The organism is Streptomyces sp. 3N207, assembly GCF_052246355.1.
GTDB lineage: Bacteria > Actinomycetota > Actinomycetes > Streptomycetales > Streptomycetaceae > Streptomyces.
The window spans coordinates 277,393-296,029 of sequence record NZ_JBQQBV010000005.1 but is presented as its reverse complement, the minus strand read 5'-3'; the positions used below and the strand labels follow the sequence as shown (position 1 = coordinate 296,029).

The 18,637-nt window shown below is 71.5% G+C and carries 17 protein-coding genes; 12 read left to right on the top strand and 5 right to left on the bottom strand.

Annotated features, from left to right (window positions below):
• Positions 1-5 precede the first annotated feature (5 nt).
• The 10 genes from ACTWP9_RS10905 (at position 6) to ACTWP9_RS10860 (ending at position 10,116) form a co-directional block, all read left to right on the top strand.
• Positions 6-212, top strand: a complete 207-nt coding sequence (locus ACTWP9_RS10905; protein WP_443245840.1) for a hypothetical protein — start codon at positions 6-8, stop codon at positions 210-212.
• Positions 213-264: 52 nt separating this feature from the next.
• The gene (locus ACTWP9_RS10900; RefSeq protein WP_443245839.1) at positions 265-438 is read left to right on the top strand and encodes a hypothetical protein; all 174 of its coding nucleotides are present in this window, start codon (positions 265-267) and stop codon (positions 436-438) included.
• Between the two features lie 456 nt (positions 439-894).
• Entirely contained in the window at positions 895-2,067 is a 1,173-nt protein-coding gene (locus tag ACTWP9_RS10895) for a mandelate racemase/muconate lactonizing enzyme family protein (RefSeq protein WP_443245838.1), read from the top strand.
• Positions 2,068-2,069: 2 nt separating this feature from the next.
• Positions 2,070-3,119, top strand: a complete 1,050-nt coding sequence (locus ACTWP9_RS10890) for a LacI family DNA-binding transcriptional regulator (RefSeq protein ID WP_443245837.1) — start codon at positions 2,070-2,072, stop codon at positions 3,117-3,119.
• 195 nt (positions 3,120-3,314) lie between these two features.
• Positions 3,315-4,685, top strand: coding sequence for an MFS transporter (locus ACTWP9_RS10885; protein ID WP_443245836.1), 1,371 nt, complete (start codon positions 3,315-3,317; stop codon positions 4,683-4,685).
• A gap of 41 nt (positions 4,686-4,726) precedes the next feature.
• Positions 4,727-6,148: an aldehyde dehydrogenase family protein gene (locus tag ACTWP9_RS10880; RefSeq protein ID WP_443245835.1), complete on the top strand. Its 1,422-nt coding sequence runs from the start codon at positions 4,727-4,729 to the stop codon at positions 6,146-6,148.
• A gap of 145 nt (positions 6,149-6,293) precedes the next feature.
• Entirely contained in the window at positions 6,294-7,193 is a 900-nt protein-coding gene (locus ACTWP9_RS10875) for a transketolase (protein ID WP_443245834.1), read from the top strand.
• On the top strand, positions 7,190-8,131 hold the full coding sequence (locus ACTWP9_RS10870; protein WP_443245833.1) for a transketolase family protein: 942 nt from the start codon (positions 7,190-7,192) through the stop codon (positions 8,129-8,131). The genes ACTWP9_RS10875 and ACTWP9_RS10870 overlap by 4 nt, the downstream gene beginning before the upstream one ends.
• Positions 8,128-8,934, top strand: a complete 807-nt coding sequence (locus tag ACTWP9_RS10865; RefSeq protein ID WP_443245832.1) for an SDR family NAD(P)-dependent oxidoreductase — start codon at positions 8,128-8,130, stop codon at positions 8,932-8,934. The genes ACTWP9_RS10870 and ACTWP9_RS10865 overlap by 4 nt, the downstream gene beginning before the upstream one ends.
• Positions 8,935-9,087: 153 nt before the next feature.
• Positions 9,088-10,116 carry an NAD(P)-dependent alcohol dehydrogenase gene (locus tag ACTWP9_RS10860; RefSeq protein WP_443245954.1) on the top strand — a complete coding sequence of 343 codons (1,029 nt, stop codon included), beginning with the start codon at positions 9,088-9,090 and terminating at the stop codon, positions 10,114-10,116.
• Between the two features lie 15 nt (positions 10,117-10,131).
• Here ACTWP9_RS10860 and ACTWP9_RS10855 read toward each other — a convergent pair whose 3' ends face one another.
• The 4 genes from ACTWP9_RS10855 to ACTWP9_RS10840 are packed head-to-tail and all read right to left on the bottom strand — an operon-like array spanning position 10,132 to position 14,827.
• Positions 10,132-10,917: an enoyl-CoA hydratase-related protein gene (locus ACTWP9_RS10855; protein ID WP_443245831.1), complete on the bottom strand. Its 786-nt coding sequence runs from the start codon at positions 10,915-10,917 to the stop codon at positions 10,132-10,134.
• Positions 10,841-13,054: an acetate--CoA ligase family protein gene (locus ACTWP9_RS10850; protein ID WP_443245830.1), complete on the bottom strand. Its 2,214-nt coding sequence runs from the start codon at positions 13,052-13,054 to the stop codon at positions 10,841-10,843. The genes ACTWP9_RS10855 and ACTWP9_RS10850 overlap by 77 nt, the downstream gene beginning before the upstream one ends.
• Entirely contained in the window at positions 13,054-14,232 is a 1,179-nt protein-coding gene (locus ACTWP9_RS10845; RefSeq protein ID WP_443245829.1) for an acyl-CoA dehydrogenase family protein, read from the bottom strand. Before ACTWP9_RS10845 ends, ACTWP9_RS10850 begins: the two co-directional genes overlap by 1 nt.
• Positions 14,233-14,245: 13 nt before the next feature.
• Positions 14,246-14,827: a thioesterase family protein gene (locus ACTWP9_RS10840; RefSeq protein WP_443245828.1), complete on the bottom strand. Its 582-nt coding sequence runs from the start codon at positions 14,825-14,827 to the stop codon at positions 14,246-14,248.
• A 195-nt stretch (positions 14,828-15,022) separates the two neighbouring features.
• Here ACTWP9_RS10840 and ACTWP9_RS10835 point away from each other — a divergent pair, with 195 nt between their 5' ends.
• A complete protein-coding gene (locus ACTWP9_RS10835; protein WP_443245827.1) occupies positions 15,023-15,850 on the top strand; it encodes an IclR family transcriptional regulator in 828 nt (275 codons plus the stop codon).
• Between the two features lie 113 nt (positions 15,851-15,963).
• On the opposite strand, the gene ACTWP9_RS10830 is transcribed toward ACTWP9_RS10835, so the two are convergent.
• Complete coding sequence (locus ACTWP9_RS10830) at positions 15,964-16,863, bottom strand: aminoglycoside phosphotransferase family protein (protein ID WP_443245826.1); 900 nt, start codon at positions 16,861-16,863, stop codon at positions 15,964-15,966.
• 344 nt (positions 16,864-17,207) lie between these two features.
• Here ACTWP9_RS10830 and ACTWP9_RS10825 point away from each other — a divergent pair, with 344 nt between their 5' ends.
• Positions 17,208-18,557, top strand: a complete 1,350-nt coding sequence (locus ACTWP9_RS10825) for a TerD family protein (RefSeq protein ID WP_443245825.1) — start codon at positions 17,208-17,210, stop codon at positions 18,555-18,557.
• The last annotated feature ends 80 nt before the right edge of the window (positions 18,558-18,637 follow it).

The window sequence follows — 18,637 nt, the reverse complement described above, 5'->3', positions numbered from 1 at the left end:
GAGCCATGGGCCGTATCCGCATCGGAAAACCCCAGGTGAAGCTGGACGCCCCCAACCACGTGCGGGGCATGCACCAGGGCAACAAGGGCCTCTACAACCGCCAGCCCGGCCACCACAAGGACGGCACGGCAGACGCGCGGCGCTCGACCGGCGTCCATTGGAAGAAGCACAACACCATCATGAAGATCATGCCGAACATCTCGCCCGGCTGAAGAGCTCCAGACGCAAGGGAGCTCACAGAAGGACGGAACTGAGGAGCGGCACATGCGGCAACGTCACACCGGCCCCTGCCTGGCCAAGCGGGTCCTGATCGGCCAGGGCACGGTGATCGGCCTGCTCGGCCTGGCGATGTTCCTGCGGGAACTCCCCGGCCTGGTACGCGAAGTCCGGATCTGGCGCATGATCGGCTTCGGCGCCGGGTCCCGCCGCCCGCGCTGAACCTCGGCCATGGTCCGGCCGGCCGGGCACGCAAGCTGGCCACGGGCGTCGGCCGGCGCCCCTGGGACTGTCCGGCGGATCGTGCCCGCCCGGCATCCGGGCTGCGCTTGCCGGCCCTGCGCCTTGCGGGCACGGGGGCGTGCCCCGAAGGGGCGCGGGGAACGGCGCGACAAGCCCCACCGCACCCGCAGCCCGCAGCCGTCGGGCAGGGGCACCCCCTTACGAACGACGGAGAGGGCCGGGCAAGGTCCATTGCTTGGGACTGTCCGGCGGATCGTGCCCGCCCGGCACCCGGGCTGCGCTTGCCGGCCCCGCGCATCGAGGGGGAACGGGACCTGAGGCAGGCACCCGGCGGCGCCTGTGGCAGGCGAACCTCTGTTGTCACAACTCTTGACGGCCGTCACCGGCGGTCGTAGTTTCTGGAATCGATTCCGGAAACGATTCCAGGAGTGATCGATGACGATCCCGAGCAGCACCGTCGGGCCCGGACGCGCGTCGGCCGTCCGGGAATCCGGACTGACCATCACCGGCCTCGACCTCGTGGCCGTACGCGCACCGCTGGCGCGCGAGTTCAAGGGCAGCTTCTACCGGATGACCCACCGCGCGACCCTGATCACCCGGCTGCGCACCAGCGAGGGCATCGTCGGCGAGGCATACGTGGGGGACGAGGACGGCGACCTCGCGGAGATCGCCGCGATCGTCAAGCGGGAGATCGAGCCGCGCCTGGTCGGCCAGGACGCGTTCGCCACCGAGCGCTGCTGGGACCTCGCCTATCCGGTCACCTACGACATCCTCCGCAATCGGCGGCTCGGACTGGTGGCGCTGGCCGGGGTCGACACCGCCATCTGGGACGCCGTCGGCAAGGCACTGGGCATGCCGCTGCACCGGCTGTGGGGCGGATTCCGCACGGAGATCCCGCTGATGGCCATCGGCGGGTACTACGGGGAGCCGCTGGGCGCAGTCGAGGACGAGATCGCGTTCTACAAGGAACGCGGGCTCGCGGGCGTCAAGTTCAAGGTGGGCGGCGCCTCGCCGGAGACCGATGCCAAGCGGGTCGCGGCGGCGCGTGAGGCGTCCGGCGACGACTTCATCATCACGGTGGACGCCAACCAGGGCTACACCGTGGACGAGGCGCTGGAATTCGCCTGGCGCGTGGAGGACCTGGACATCCGGTGGTTCGAGGAGCCGGTCCGCTGGCACAACGACCGCCGGGCACTGCGTGATGTACGGATGCGCACCCGGCTCCCGGTCGCCGCCGGGCAGAGCGAGTTCAGCCCCAGCGGCTGCCGGGACCTGATGGAGGCCGGAGCGGTCGACGTGTGCAATTTCGACGCCTCCTGGTCCGGCGGCCCCACCGCGTGGCGCCGTACCGCGGCCATCGCCGCCTCGTACGACGTACAGATGGGGCACCACGAGGAGCCGCAGGTATCCTGCCATCTGCTGGCCAGCCAGCCGCACGGCACCTACGCCGAGTGCTTCCACCCGGACCGGGACCCGTTCTGGTGGCATCTGATCGCCACCGAGCGGCGGCTGGAGAACGGCACACTGCGGCTGTCCGACGCCCCCGGCCTGGGCTGGGAGCTGGACGAGGACTACATCGCCACGTACCGCGTCGATCTGGAGGTCTGACGGTGCCCACCGACCCCAGCTTCGGAATGCGCGGCAGCCGACCGTACCGGGTGCCGATCCGCGAGGTCGCCAAGCACGCCGGGGTGGCGGTGTCCTCGGTCTCCCGGGTCGTCTCCGGCCATCCGGACGTGAGCGAGAAGATGCGCCGCAAGGTGCTGAAGGCCATCGACGATCTGGGGTACGTCCCGGACCTCGCCGCACAGAGCATCCGCACCGGCGCGACGAAGACCATCGGCTTCGTGGTCAGCGACATCCGCAACCCCATGCTGGCCGAGATCGCGCACGCGGCCGAGACCCGGCTGCGCGAACGCGGTTACACCATGCTGACGATGAGCTCGCTGCACGACCCCGAGCTGGAGGCCGAGCATCTGCGGCGGCTCGCCCAGCACCGGGTGGACGGACTGCTGGTGTCCGTCACCGACGAGCGGAACCCGGAGACGGTCGACCTCCTCACCCGGGCCGGGGTGCCGATCGTGCTGCTCGACCGCGTCATCCCGGAGCTGCCGGCCGCCTCCGCCGTCCACTTCGATCACGCCGCCGGGGTGGGCGAGGCGGTACGGCACCTCACGGAGCTGGGGCACCGTTCGATCGGGCTGGTCAACGGCCCGGTCGGGACCCGCCCGCCGCGGGAGCGCGAGCGGGGACTGCGGCGAAGGGCTGCCGAGCAGCCCGGTGTCACAGCGCTCGCCCGCAGTGGTGGCTTCACCCGGGAGCACGGGGCCAAGGCCACTTACGAGCTGCTGCGCAGCGATGAGCCGCCGACGGCGCTCATCGCGGGGTCGAACCAGATTCTTGTCGGGGTGCTGTCGGCTCTCGCCGAGCTGCCCTTCGAGGTGCCCCGGGATCTGTCCCTGGTCACCTGTGACGAGGTGCCGATGGCCGCCTTCCTGCAGCCCCGGCCTGCGACGGTGCGGCACGATGTCGCCGAGATGGGTCGTACGGGTGCCGATCTGCTGCTCGGCGCCCTGGCGGGCGAGGGCCCGCGATGTGTTGAGTTGCCTACTTTCTTCGACGTTGCGGAGTCCTGCGCGGCGCCGCCGCCGGTTCGCTGAGTCGCTCGCGGATTCTGTCTGCGGGTGCGTTGTGGCTGCGCCGCCTCAGCGCCGTTGAGTACTTCGTCAGTTGCGTCTGCCGGTGCTCCCCAAGCTCTTCGAGCAGGGAGGTACCCCAGTGGCTGGGCGCGTCGTTCCCCGCGCCCCTTCGGGGCGCGTCCCCTCTCCTGAACCGCTGCTTCAAAGGAGAAGCTCATGTCCTCACCCACATCCCCTCCTCCACTTGCCGATGGCATATCCCCGCAGAAGGCCGCAAGCGAGGACCACACCAATCTCCGGCGGGCCCGCTGGGCGGGGCTCATCGGGACTGCTCTGGAGCAGTACGACTTCGTCATCTACGGCACCGCGTCCGCGCTGGTGTTCAACACGGTGTTCTTTCCCGACGTCAGCCCCGCTGTGGGCTATCTGGGCAGCTTCGGCGCCTACGCGGTCGGCTTTCTCGCCCGGCCGCTCGGCGGGCTGTTCTTCTCCCGCTACGGCGACCGGCTCGGCCGCAAGTGGGTGCTGGTCGTCACGCTGTATCTGATGGGGATCGCCACGTTCCTGATCGGGCTGCTGCCGACGTACGGGGCGATCGGCTTCTTCGCACCACTGCTGCTGGTCCTGCTGCGCTGTCTCCAGGGGTTCGGTGCGGGTGCTGAAATGGCAGGCGGGACCGTGCTGTTGACCGAGACGGCGCCCGAGGGCAGACGCGGCAGGACCGCGGCGCTGGTCTGGGTCGGCGCGTCGGGCGGCACGGCGCTCGGCGCGGTCGTCTGGCTGCTGGTCCAACAGCTGCCCGAGGACGCGCTGATGAGCTACGGCTGGCGGCTGGTGTTCTGCAGCTCCGTGTTCGTCACCGTGCTGGCGTATGTGCTGCGGCGCAAGCTCCACGACTCTCAGGTCTTCACCGAGACCCAGAAGGAACAGCAGGAGGCACAGAAGGACGCGCCGCGGCCGTCGCCGATCAAGGACGCCTGGCGGCACAGCCGCCGGAACGTGCTGCGGGTCTTCGCGATGGTGGCGGGAGTCAGCCTCAACTCGTACCTCTACCAGGTCTTCATGGGCAGCTACCTGGTCTCGCAGGTGGACGTGGACAAGGCCGTCTTCACCCGCGCGCTGCTGGTCGGCGCGATCGTCGGGATGGCCGCGGCCTACTTCTTCGGCCGGCTGTCCGACCAGATCGGCCGCAGACGCGCGTACACGGTGGTGGCGATCGGGATGATGCTGCTGCCGGTCCCCGGTTTCATGCTGCTGGACACCGGCAGCCCCGTACTGATCACGCTGGTGATCGTCCTCGGCTTCATCTTCGCCGCCGAGGGCTCGGTGAGTGCGCAGGCGGCATTTCTGCCGGAGCTGTTCGGCAGCCGCTACCGGTACGCGGGCGTCACCATCGGCCGCGAGCTGGCCTCCGTGCTCGGCGGCGCCGGGCCGCTGGTCGCCTCGGCGCTGATCACCTGGGCGTCCGGCAGCTGGATCCCGGTGGCGGTGCTGATGATCGCCACCATCGCGGTCAGCCTGCTGGTCACCCTGCGCGGGCCGGAGACGTGCGACCGCGACCTGTACACCGAGGCCGACGCGGCCTGAGCCCGTACGGCCCCACCTCCCTTTTTCGGAAGGCCCCTTTCATGCACACCCATGCAGTCATCGGCGGCAAGCACGTCGAGGGCACCGAGACGTACGACAACATCGATCCGGCCGACGGCGCCTCGCTCGGGACCGTCATCCGCTCGGGGGCGCGCGAGATCGGCCTGGCCGTCGACGCGGCCTCGGTGGCCCAGCCCGGCTGGGCGGCGACGCCGGTCGCCGAGCGGGCCACCGCACTCACCCGGTTCGCCGACGCGATCACGGGTGCGGCGGAGGAGCTGGCCCGGCTGGAGAGCGAGGACACCGGCAAACCGCTCGGCCAGGCCCGTACCGACGCGGCCGTCTGCGCCCGTTACTTCCAGTTCTACGGGCACGCCATCGACACCTACTACGGCGACACCATCCCGGTGGAGCCCGGAATCCAGGCGTACACGACGCGCGAACCGTTCGGCGTCACCGGGCACATCGTCGCCTGGAACTATCCGATGCAGCTGTTCGCGCGCGGTGTCGCCCCGGCGCTGGCCACCGGCAACTGCGCGGTGGTCAAGCCCGCGGACGAGACCCCGCGTACGGCGGTGCGGCTGGCCGAGCTCGCATCGGCGGCCGGTATCCCGGACGGCGTGCTCAACGTGGTGCCCGGCATCGGCGCCGAGGCCGGTGCGGCGCTCACCGGGCACCCGGGCGTACGGCAGATCGGTTTCGTCGGGTCGACGGCCATCGGCGCGCAGGTCGCGCACGCCGCGGCCGAGCGGGTGGTCCCGGTGACGCTGGAGCTGGGCGGCAAGTCCGCGCATGTGGTCTTCCCGGACGCCGATCTGGACGCCGCTGCGGCGGCCGTCACGAAGGGGATTCTGCAGAACGCGGGGCAGACCTGCTCGGCGGGATCCCGGCTGCTTGTGCACCGTGACGTGCACGACGCGTTGTTGGTGCGGTTGGCTGAAGCCTTTGCCGCGGTACGGATCGGGCCGGGTCACACCGATCCGGACCTCGGGCCGCTGGTGTCCCTCAAACAGCAGGCCCGGGTGGCCGAGTTCATCGACACGCTCACCTCCGGCGAGGTCGTCGTCGGGGGTTCGGTCCCCGAGGGTGCGGAGCTCGGCGGCGGTGCGTACTACTCCCCCACGATCGTCGATGGTGTCGACCCCGCAAGCCGTATCGCGCAGGAAGAGGTCTTCGGCCCCGTACTGGCCGTGATGACCTTCGGCAGTCCCGAGGAGGCGGTACGGCTCGCCAACTGCACGCCGTACGCGCTGATGGGCGCCGTGTGGACGCGGGACATCTCGCGGGCCCTCGCCACGGCCCGGGGCATCGAGGCCGGACAGGTGTACGTCAACGCCTTCGGCGCCGGAGGTGGGGTCGAGCTGCCGTTCGGGGGCTTCCGGCAGTCCGGTTACGGGCGCGAGAAGGGGGTGGCGGCGATGGATGCGTATACGCAGAGCAAGACGTTTGTCATTCGGCTTTGAGCTCGGGCGGATCGGCCGCCTGCCGTCTGCGGGTGCTCCCCCGAGCTCTTCGAGCAGGGAGGTACCCCCAGTGGCTCTTCGCGCAGTTCCCCGCGCCCCTTCGGGGCGCTGCTCGCATCACTACCGGAAGGATCCGGAAAGAACCATGATCACCGACCCCGAGCTCGCGCAGCTGGCCACCAGGGCCCGTGAGCTCATACTCCGCACGGCCCATCATGCCGGTGCCGGGCATGTCGGCGGCTCGATGTCTGCCGCTGATCTGCTGGTGACGCTGTACTTCGACGAGTTGCGCATCGACCCCGCACGGCCGCGGGATCCGGACCGGGACCGGTTCATCCTCTCCAAGGGGCACTGCGCGCTCGGTCTGTATGTCGTCCTCGCGATGCGCGGTTACTTCGACGAGGCCGAGCTGGCCGATTTCGACAAGGGCGGCTCGCGGCTGCAGATGCACCCGGACATGACCAAGCTGCCGGGCATCGAGATGTCGACCGGATCGCTGGGCCAGGGCCTGTCGGCGGGCGTCGGCATGGCGCTGGGGGCACGGATGGGCGGGGACGCGTCCGGCTCGGGCTCGCGTACCTATGTCCTGCTGGGCGACGGCGAGTTGCAGGAGGGGATGAGCTGGGAGGCCGCGCATGTCGCGCCGCGCTACCGGCTGGGCAACCTGACCGCGATCCTCGACCACAACGGACTCCAGCAGTACGGCTGGCCGCCCGGCGACGGCGACCGGGGCGACCGGCGTGACCCATGGGCGGGCGCCGACCTGCGAGCCGTCTTCACGGGGCTGGGCTGGCGGGTGCTGGAGGTCGACGGGCACGACATCGCCGCCATCCGCGCCGCGCTCGCCGAGGCCCGGACGTCCGGGGACACCGGGCGGCCCACCCTCGTCCTCGCCAACACCCGCAAGGGCCGAGGGGTTTCGTTCACCGAGATGACCATCAAGTGGCACACCGGCGCGCCCAGCGACGACCAGCTCGCCGCGGCGCTCGCCGAACTCGCCGGAGTCGGGGGCACCCCCCGCTCGAACAGTTTGGGGGAGGCATGACGACATCCATACGCTCCATGCGCGAGGCGTGGGGCGGCACTCTGATCGCGCTGGGCCATGAAGACCCCCGCACCGTGGTGCTGGACGGCGACCTGGCCAGCAGCACCAAGGCCGACGCTTTCGCCACCGCGTTCCCGGAGCGGTTCCTGCAGATGGGCATCGCCGAGCAGAACCTGGTCGGCGTCGCCGCGGGCCTTGCGACGACCGGGCTGGTCCCGTGGCTGTCCTCGTTCGGTGTGTTCTTCTCCCACCGTGCCCTCGACCCGATCCGGATGCTGGTGGCGCAGACGGACGCGAACGTGAAGATTGCCGCGGGCTATACGGGCGTGTGCTTCGGCATGGCGGGCAAGTCGCACCACGACCACGCCGACCTCGCCGTGCTGCGGGCGATGCCGCGTATGACCGTGCTGGCGCCGGGGGACGCCGCCGAGTGCGAGGCGATGACCCGCTGGGCGCACGAGTATCACGGCCCGGTCTATCTCCGGCTCGCCCGCGATCCCGGGCCGGCCCTGCCGGGTGGGGAGCCGCGGATCGGTGAGGTGCGGGTGCTGCGCGACGGCGGGGACGGCGTTCTGGTGTCGACGGGAGCGCAGACGGCACGGACGCTGGAGGCGGCCGGGGAGCTGGCCGCCGACGGGCTCGATCTGCGGGTGCTGCATGTGCCGACCGTCAAGCCGTTCGACGAGAAGGGCCTGATCGACCTGGTGGGGGACGCGCCGTTCGTCGTCACCGTCGAGGAGCACTCCACTTACGGCGGCCTCGGCGGCATGGTCGCCGAGGCGACCGCGGCCGGGCCGCGTCCGCTGCCGGTGCACCGCATCGCGCTGGAGGACACCTGGGTCGAGACCGGCTCCAACGCGTACCTGCTGGACACCTACGGGCTGTCGGCGCGGGCGGTCGCGGCCCGGGTCGCCCGGCTGGCCGGGGTGGCGGCGTGAGCGGGCCCGCGCATACCGGCGTGCCCACCGTCGTGCTGTCCGGCGCCGCGCGGGGCATCGGCGCCGCCACCGCCGGGTATCTCGCCGCGCGCGGCTGGCGCACCGTCGTCCTCGATCTCGACGGGGAGGGCGCGGCCGGGGTCGCGGCCACGCTCGACGCCGGACATCCCGTGCCCGGCGGCCACCTCGGGGCGGCCTGCGACGTCTCCGACGAGGCCGCGGTCGCCGAGGCCGTGGCGCGGGCCGCCGACCTCGGTGGCGGGATCGACGCCGTGGTCGCGGGCGCCGGGAACCTGGAGCGGCGCCCGGCCGCCGAACTGGATCTCGGCTCCTGGCAGCGGCACCTCGACATCCATCTGACCGGCAGCTTCCTGCTCGCCCGTGCGGCGTTCCGGTGGCTGAGCGCGGCGCACGGCTGTGTGGTGACGATCGCCTCGGTGGGCTCGGCGTTCGGCATTCCCCGCCGGGTCGCCTACGCCGCGGCCAAGAGCGGCATCGTCGGACTGACCCGGACCCTGGCCGCCGAGTGGGGTCCGCATGGAGTGCGGGTCAACGCGGTCGCGCCCGGTTACGTCAACACGGAGATGGTCCGCTCGGGCCTGGCGGCGGGCGCCCTGAACCGGGGCGCGCTGCTCGCGCGTACGCCGCTGCGCCGCCTGGCCGAGCCGGACGAGATCGCTGCCGCCATCGGGTTCCTGGTCTCCCCCGAGGCCGGGTTCGTCAGCGGTGCCGTGCTGCCGGTCGACGGCGGACTGACGATCGACGGGACATTTGACGCCTTCGGCGGGGAGGCGGCCGGGTGAGCTCTCCTTGGCGGCGGACCCGCCGTGAGGGCTCGGGCTCGTCCGCGTGTGTGGGTGCGTGGTGGCTGATCGCGCAGTTCCCCGCGCCGCTACGAGGTCTCCCCTCCCCTATCTACTACCGCCGAAACCAAGGGATTTGACGCTGTGTCAACTATGACCGTGCCCGTCGTGACCCGGGCTGCCGTGCTGCATGCGCCGGACGACCTGCGTGTCGAGGACGTCCCGCTGCGCCCGCTGGGCCCCGACGACGTTCTCGTCGCCGTGGACGCGGTGGGTGTCTGCGGTTCGGACATGCACTACTTCGCCACCGGCCGCAACGGGCAGAACGAGCTGCGGCAGCCGACCGTCCTCGGGCACGAGGCCAGCGGCGTGGTGGTCGCGACGGGCTCCGCAACGCCGGTCGCAGCCGGCACTCCGGTGGCCGTCGAACCGGCCGTCGGCTGCGGGAGCTGTCCCACCTGCCGCTCGGGCCGCTACAACCTCTGTCCGGACGGCACCTGCTACGGCTCCCCGCCCACCCACGGCGCGTTCTCCGAGTACGTCATCGCGCCGAGCCGCGCCGTCCACCCGCTGCCCGACGGCGTCCCGCTCGAACTGGGCGCGCTGATCGAGCCGCTGGCCGTCGCCGTGTGGGCCGTGCGCCGCGCCGAGGTGGCCTTCGGGCACCGGGTGCTGGTCACCGGGGCCGGGCCGATCGGGATTCTGGTCGCCCAGGTGGCGCGGGCAGCGGGGGCCGCGGAGGTGATCGTGACGGACGTCAATGACACGCGGCTCGCCCAGGCGCGTACGCTCGGCGCCACCGCGGTCGTGAACACGGCACGCACCGCGCTCGACCTCTCCGGGATGGACCGGCTGCTGGAGTGCTCAGCGCACCCCGCGGCGCTGTGGGAGGGGATCCGCACGCTGAAGCCCGCCGCGCGGGCAACCGTTGTCGGTCAGGCGGCGCCCAGCGTCGACGGCCTGCCGCTGGCGCATCTGCAGCGCTGGGAGATCGACCTGGTGAGTGCTTTCCGCTATGCGCATGCGTTCCCCGCCGCGCTCGAGCTGGCTGCCGGCGGCCAGGTCGACCTCGCCGGAATCCTCACCGGTCGCTTCCCGCTGGCCGATACTGCCGATGCTCTGCGGGCCCCTGGGAACGACCCGGCCCACCTCAAGGTGGTGGTCCGCCCCTCGGCCTTGTGAACACGCCGCCCGTGCTCAGGTCCCCGTCCAGCGCGGTGCGCGCTTCTCCGCGAAGGCGCGGGGGCCCTCCTGGGCATCGGCGGAGGTCAGCATGGAGCGGTAGCGGGGCAGGTGTGTATCGCGCAGCAGGGCGTAGGCGTCCTCGACCGCCAACTGCTCCGTCGCGCGGAGTACTTCCTTCACGGCCGCCACGGCCAGGGGCGCGCCCTCCCCGATGGTGTGTGCCAGGTCGATGGCCCTCTCCAGGGCGGTGTGCGGTCGCTCGGCGATCCGGTTCACCAGGCCCCACCGGGCTGCCTCCGCCGCGCCCAGCCGCCGGCCGGTCAGCAGCAGCTCCGTCGCCACGGCACGCGGCAGCCTGCGAGGGAGCCGCAGGACGCCGCCGGAGTCGGCGATCATGCCGACCTTCACCTCGGGGAGGGCGAACTCCGCATGTGGTTCGGCGACGATCAGATCGGCGGCGAGGGCGAGTTCGAATCCGCCGCCCAGCGCGAGCCCGTTCACCGCGGCGATCACGGGTTTGTCCAGGTCGAACAGCTCGGTCAGCCCCGCGAACCCGCCGGGCCCGTGGTCGGCTTCGATGGCCTCGCCCTCCGCGGCGGCCTTCAGATCCCAGCCCGCGGAGAAGAACCGCTCCCCCGCCCCGGTGACCACCGCGGAGCGCAGCGTGCCGTCCGTTCGCAGCCGGTCGAAGGCCGCGTACAGGGCGTGGCTCGTGGCGGCGTCAACGGCGTTGGCCTTGGGCCGGTCCAGCGTGATCACCAGTACGCCGTCGTGTACGTCCAGCCGTACGGGGTCCATGGTGTTCCTCTCGGTCGTTGCCGTCGATCCCGTCGTTCCCGTCGTTCCCGTGTGGCGCGAGACGTCTGATCAGTACGTCCGCGGCGACAGCGCCCCGCCCCGCGGGCAATACCAGCAGCGGGTTGACGTCCAGTTCGGTCACCTCGGGGTGGTCCTGCACGTAGGCGGCGACGGCCTGGACCGCGTCGACGGTGGCGCGTACGTCGCCCGCCGGGCGCCCCCGGAAGCCGCGTAGCAGCGGCCATACGCGCAGCGAAGAGAGGGCGGCCTCGATCTCCTCGCCGGTGGCGGGAAGCAGCAAAGTGGCGGTGTCCCGGACCAGTTCCACCAGTACGCCGCCCGCTCCCAGGGTCAGCGCGGGGCCGAACGTCGGATCGTGGTGCACCCCGACGAGGAGTTCGGCGACTGCGTCCGGCACCATCCGTTCGATCAGGAATCTGTCGGCGAGCCCGGCCATGGCCGAGACGGCCTCCTCCACCGCCGTCCCGCCGGACAGTCCCAGGCGCACGCCGCCCACGTCGCTCTTGTGCGCCAGGTCGGTGGCGAGGGCCTTGGCGACGACGGGAAAGCCCAGGCCGTGGGCGGCCTGCGCGGCGTCGCCGGGTGCCGTCACGGCGCTGTCCGGGATACGCAGGCCGTACCCGGCCAGCTCCCGCTTCCCGGCGTACTCGTCCAGCACCTCGTCTCCGCGGATGGCCCGCCCACCTCCCGGGCCGTGCGGCAACAGCACTCGGTCGGCCGCACGCTGGGCGGCGCCTATCCGGTGGGCCGCGGCGATGGCCCGTACACCGTCGGCCAGCCCCTGAAGAGGGGCGATGCCTTCCGACAGCAGCTGTTGCGCGACCGCTTCGGGTACGCCCTCGGGCAGCGAGCCGACGACGCATGCCGGGGCGCCGGTGCGGTGCTGGGCCGCCGCGTAGGCGTCCAGCGCGGTGGTCCAGGCGTCGCCCTCGCACCGGTCGGCGCGTGGTATGTCGAGCAACAGCAGGTTCATGTCGCAGCCCGCGCCGAGGAGGGCGGTGAAACACTCCCGCTGCGCGGGGAAGTCGCCCCAGATGTAGGTGTGGTAGTCGAGCGGGTTGCGTATGTGCACCTGCGCGCCCAGCACCTCGCGCAGCCGTACCGCCGACTGCTCCGGGAGCGGCGGGAGTTCGACGCCGTGCCGCTGCGCGGTGTCGGCCAGCAAGGCTGCCTCGCCGCCCGAGCAGCTGGCCGAGGTGATCCGGGCGTGTCCCGCCGGGTCGGGGCCGCCGGTCAGCGGTCCGTGGACGTGCAGCAGCTTCAGCGTCTCCACGAAGGTGCCGAGCTCCGCCACCCGCGCGACGCCGGTACGCCGAAACAGTGCGTCGCACAGCACATCCGACCCGGCGAGGGAGCTGGTGTGGCTCATGGTGGTCTGCGCACCCAGCTCGGAACTGCCCGTCTTCAGCGCCACGACGGGCACTCCGCGCCGCAGTGCGGACAGCGCGGCGCGGGCGAACCCGGCGGCGTCGGCGATCCCTTCCAGATGCAGCCCGATGGCGGTCACCCGCGGGTCCTCCAGCAGCGCCTCGATCAGCTGCGGTGTTCCGGTGACCGCGCCGTTCCCCGCGGTGATCAGGTAGGCGAGCGGGAGGGCACGGCGCTGCATGGTGAGGTTCTGGCCGATGTTGCCGCTCTGGGTGATGACGGCGACGCCGCTGTCCGTACGCGCGCCGCCCTGCTGGTCGGCCCAGAGCGCCGTGCCGTCCAGGTAGTTGAGGACGCCGATGCAGTTGGGGCCGATCACCGGCATGTCACCGGCGGCGGCACGCAGCGCGTCCTCCAGTGCGGCGCCGTCGGGCCCGTCCTCGGCGAAGCCGGACGCGTGGCACACGGCTCCTCCCGCGCCGCGTCCGGCGAGTTCCGCGAGGATTTCCACTGTGGTCTGCGCCGGCACGGCGAGGAACGCGGCGTCCGGCGCTGCGGGGAGCTCGGCCGTGCTGCGGTAGCACGGCAGGCCCTCGATGTGCGCGCGCCGCGGGTGGACGGGCCACAGCTCGCCCTCGTATCCGACGGCGCGGCACTGGCGTACCACCTGGGCCGCCGACTCGCCGCCGTAGACGGCGGTTTGCCGGGGCGCCAGCAGGCGCTTCAGGGAGTGGGCGCCCGCCGCCATCAGGCGCCCAGTGGACGCAGCAGGGAGCGGGAGATGATGTGCCGCTGGATCTCGCTGGTGCCGTCCCAGATGCGCTCGACGCGGGCGTCGCGCCAGTAGCGTTCGATGGGCAGCTCGGCCATGAGTCCCATGCCGCCGAAGGTCTGGAGCGCCTGGTCGGTGATGCGGCCAAGGGCCTCGGAGGCGTACAGCTTGGCCATCGCCGCGTCGCGGTCGGTCATGGTGCCCCGGTCCTGCTTCCAGGCCGCGCGCAGGGTCAGCAGTTCGGCGGCCTCCAGCTCGGTGGCCATGTCGGCGAGCGGGAAGCCGATGCCCTGGAACCTGCCGATGGGCTGCCCGAACTGCTCGCGTTCGGCGGCCCAGTCGAGGGTGAGGTCGAGGACCCGGCGGGCGCGGCCGATGCTGGTGGCGGCGACCTGGAGACGGCTGGCGCCGAGCCACTCCCCCATCAGCGCGAAGCCGCGGCCCTCCTCGCCCAGCCGCTGCCCGGCCGGGAGCCGGACGTCGGTGAAGGTGAGTTCGCACTGATGGTAGCCGCGGTGCGATACACATCCCGGGCCGCGCCGCACCTCGACGCCGGGCGCGTCCAGGTCCACCAGGAAGGCGGTGATGAGGTTCTTGGTGCCGCGTGCGGTCTCCTCGGTTCCGGTGGCCGCGAACACGATGGCGAAGTCGGCCATGTCGGCGTGCGAGATGAAGTGCTTGGTGCCGTTCAGTACGTACGCCTCAGCGCCGCCGTCGCCGCTGCTTTCGCGTACGGCCCGGGTCCGCATCGAGCGCACGTCGGAGCCGGCGCCCGGCTCGGTCATGGCGAGGCAGTCGTGCCGCTCCCCGCGGACCGCGGGGAGGAGGTAGCGGGTGCGCTGCTCGCCCTCGCAGGCTTCGAGGATGTTGCTGGGGCGGGCGACGAGCATCTGGAGGGCGAAGCTGGTCTTTCCCAGTTCGCGCTCGACGAGGGTCATGCTGACGGCGTCGAGTCCGCCGCCGCCGATCTCCTCCGGCATGTTCGCCGCGTACAGCCCGGCGGTGATCGCCTTCTCGCGGATGCCGCGGGCCAGTTCGGGCGGCACGTCGTCGAGCCGTTCGACCTCGTCGGCGTGCGGATCCAGTTCGGTCCTCACGAACTTGCCGACGGTCTCGACGATCAGGCGCTGCTCGTCGGTGAGCTCGAAATCCATGCTCGTCCTCTCCTCACCTGGTCCTGGTCCGTCGGCCGGCCCGGCTGCGGTGGCCGGGTATGCCCATGGGCTTGCCGACCGCTTCGGGCACGGGCAGTACGTCGTGCGCGGTCTGGATCGCGCCGAGCCGGCGCAGCAGTTCGCCGGGGAGCGGACAGGCGCGGGCATGCTCCGTGTCGACGTGCAGCAGCATCTGTTCGACTGTGGCCAGCAGGGTGCCGTCGGCGCCGTGCCGCATCTCGTGGAAGAGGTGCACACGCTTGGTGTCGTGGTCGAGCAACCGCAGGGTGAGCCGGAGCGGTTCGCCCTCCGCCACCTCGCGCCTGTTGTGCAGATGCGTCTCGACGGTGTAGAGCGACCCGCCGTTCGCCCGGTACTCCTCATCGATGCCGAGGTAGCGGAAGAAAGCGTCTGAGTTGTCGCCGAAGACGAGCAGATAGCACGACTCGCTCATGTGCCCGTTGTAGTCCACCCACTCCGGCCGCACCGGAGTGCTGTGCAGCTCCAGCGGCGTCGGTACGGGAGCTGCGTCGTCCCATGGCCGGTGCCCCGTCCCCTCGTACGGGGTGACCACGCGTGCCGGGTTCTCTGCCATCTGCCCACCCTGTGATCACGGTTCGGTAGTCGCCGCGCCGGTTCATAATGTGCGGCGTGCGTTCGTAATGTGCGACGCTACGAGTGGGCGTTTCGGCGCGTCAAGGGGCCGCGAGCGCCCGTACGAGCCGTACGAGTCGCGCGAGGTGGACGACTACGCTTCGCGGAGCGGACGAAGAGAGCGGAGGCAACGGAAATGGACGCGGCGCACGCCCCGGACTCCTTGGACGCCCTGGACTCCTTGGAAGAGCAGGGCGGAACGCGGCAGCGCGTGGGCCGGGTACAGGCACTGGAGCGGGCCATCGCCCTGCTCAACGCCGTCTCGGCGAGCGCCCCCGAGGGCCGTCCCGCCGCCGAACTCGCCGCCGAGTGCGGGCTGAACCGGGCCACGGCCTGGCGGCTGCTGGCCACCCTGGAACATCACGCGATGGTCGAGCGCGACCCGGTGGCCAACCGTTACACCATCGGTTCCGCGGTCAGCCGCCTGGCTTCGACGGCGAGCGTGGAGGGACTGATCCGCCGCTCCCACGACGTGCTGGAGCGACTGTGCCGGGAAACCGGTGAGACCGCGAACCTGGCGGTGGCCCGGCGGCTCGGCCTCACCTACGTCGACGAGGTGGTCCCGCCCGCAGTGCTCAGCGCGCGCTGGCTCGGCCGGCAGGTGCCGATCCACGCCACCTCGGCAGGCAAGGCGCTGCTGGCCTGGCAGACGCCTGGAGAGGTCGAAGCGCTGCTCTCCGGACCGCTGGCCGAGTACACCGAGACGACCCGCACCGACCGGAAGGCCCTGCACGCCGAACTCGCCGAGGTCCGCGCCCAGGGCTACAGCGTCAGCGTCGGCGAACTCGAACCCCAGCTGTACGGGGTCGCCGCTCCCGTCCTCGACGCAGGCGACCACCCCATCGCCGTCGTCAGCGTCTGGGGCCCGCGGGACCGCGTCCCCGAATCCCGCTTCGCCCAACTCGGCGCGCAGGCCCGACGGGCAGCACAGGAAATCCGCGAACGGCTCGCGCCCGGGGCGTAACCGGTCACTGCCGCGGCAACAGCTGCTCGGCGGCAGCGGTGATGATCTCCAGGGCGTGGCTGAGGGCGCGGATCTCCCGGGCGCCGAGACCGGTGACTTATGGGGCGTTCGTGTCAGCCCTCGCCAAGCACTGCCCGGATCACGTGCCGGGCGTTGCGCGCCATCGCCGGGTTGGTGCTGCGGTAGTGCGGCAGCGCGATCAGCGCCTGCGAGAGGGTCCGCGCCCGGCCGCGGTTCCACGTCGCATCGTCCACGGCGAGCGCTTCGCGGAAGATCTCCCGCGCACCGGACGGCAGCAGATTCCATACGGGGAACAGATCGCAGGCCGGATCGCCCACTCCCATGCAGCCGAAGTCGATCACCGAGGTGAGCCTGCCGCCCTCCACCAGCAGATTGCCCGGCATCAGATCGGCGTGGAGCCACACCGGCGGCCCGTCCCAGTCCGGGGCTCGCAGCGCGTCCTCCCATACGGCAGCCGCGGCGTCGCAGTCGACACCCTCCTGCGGGACAGCCCGCAGTTGCTCGATCGCCGCCCGGGTCTCCGCGTCGAGCGAGGCGACGGGCCCACCGCGGTGGGCCACCGGTGCCCCCGGCAGCGTGATGCTCCGCATCGCCGCCACGAACTCGGCCAGATCCCCGGCCAGCAGCACGGGCTCGCTCAGCGCACCCGCCTCGGGGTTCTCCCCCGCCAGCCACCGGTGCACCGACCAAGGCCACGGATATCCTTCGGCGGGCTCACCGGCCCCGAGCACCTCGGGGATGGCCGTAGGCAGCCGGGATGCGAGACGGGGCAGCCACTCCTGCTCCGTCGATACGTCCCCGGCTCCGCCCTGCACCAGTGGCAGCCGTACGACCATGTCCTCGCCCAGCCGGTACATGGCGTTGACCGTGCCGCCGGACGGGAACCGCTCCACCGCCAGCCCCGCCCACTGCGGGAACTGCCCGGCGATCAGCCGCCGTACGAGCTCGCCGTCGACGGGGTGCCGGCCGGGATGCAGCTGCCCTGTGCTCATGGGGCGCCATCCGATCGCCGGATACCGACGGGCGTCAAACGCTTTTGGCGGGCTGCCGCGTGCCGATCTCAATGGCAACGGCCGTGCGGGACGGTCGGTTGGTGGTAATGCCCAAGGGCCGAGGCGCCTCGCGTTCAGCGACCAGATCCGATCCGCCCCGGCGCAACCGGGGCCCTGACGCTCCCGTCCTCCGGAAAGGACAGGACGCGACCTCGGCGGCTGACGGAGTCGTGGTCGGGACCGACCTGTGGGAGCGGGTCGCGCCATTGCCGGACCGGCATGTGCTGAGTGTGATCCGAACACCTAAGCTGCCTGGACTGGAAGGCACGGAGGGGAAGAGCTGGATGTCATTGCAAAAGGGTGCCAACGTACCGGTGCCGGCTAACAGGATCCGGGTGGAGTTGGGTTGGCAAGGAGGGCCGGGGGCGCCCGATGTGGATGCGTCGGCGTTGTTGCTGACGGCGACCGGCAAGGTGCGGTCGGACGACGACTTCGTGTTCTACAACCAGCCGGTGCATCGCGGTGGTGCGGTGCGTCACGAGGGCAAGCGCCAGGAAGGCACCGGCGTACTCGAGACGATCGTGGTGGACCTGTCCGCGGTGGAGCAGGAGATCGGGACCGTGGTGGTCGCGGCTTCCACCGACGGCACGTTCGGTCAGGTGCCCGGCCTTTTCGTGCGCGTGCTGGACGCGGAGAGCGGCGCAGAGACGGCGCGGTTCGACGCCTCAGATGCCACCTCGGAGACGGCCTTCGTGCTCGGGGAGCTGTATCGGCGGAACGACGCGTGGAAGTTCCGGGCGGTGGGCCAGGGGTACTCCACCGGCTTGGAAGGGCTCGCCACCGATTTCGGTATCACCGTCGAGGAGCCCGCCGCGCCTGCACCGGCCCAGCAGGCCGCACCTCCGCCGCCCGCGCCCACGCAGCAGGCGGCACCTCCGCCGCCCCCGCCCGCGCAGCACGCCGCGCCTCCGCCGCCCCCGCCCATGCCCGCGCAGCAGGCCGCGCCCCCGCCGCCTCCGGCTGCGCCTGTGCCTGCGGCGGCCCCGGCGCAGCCCGTACGGCTGACGAAGGTCACGCTGACGAAGGCGGCGCCCGCCGTGTCGCTGACCAAGCAGGGCGCCACCTCAGGAGCCATGCGGGTCAATCTCACGTGGAGCGCTCGCAAGCCGTCGCGTGGCTGGATGATGAAGGGTAAGGGCGCCGTCCGGCTGGAGAACGTCGACCTCGACCTCTCCTGTCTCTGGGAGCTGCAGAACGGCGACAAGGGGATCATCCACCCCATCAACAACAAGTTCGGCTCGTTCGATCAGCCGCCCTACATCCGGCTGGACCAGGACGACCGGACCGGTTCGAGTGCGGCCGGTGAGAACCTGGTGGTCAACCTTGATCACACGGCCGAGATCAAGCGCCTCCTTGTGTTCGTGGTCATCTACGCCGGGGCGTCGAGCTTCGCGGGCCTGGACGGGGTTGCCACGCTGTATCCGCCGGTCGGGCCGCCGATCGAGATGCACCTGGACGAGTGCACCGTTCAAGCGCCGGTCGCCGCGGTCGCACTGATCGAGAACGTGGGCGGGGAACTGATCGTCCGGCGGGAGGCGAAGTACATCGTGCTGCCGCCCGGCATCATGAAGCAGCAGGCCGTGGATCTGGAATACGGCTGGGGGATGACCTGGAACGCAGCCGGCAAGAGCTGACCCACCCCGACCGCTGATGGAAGCTCCGGCCACTGCCGGTACGGCAGTGGCCGCGGGGGGGGCAGCGGGCCGTCCAGAAC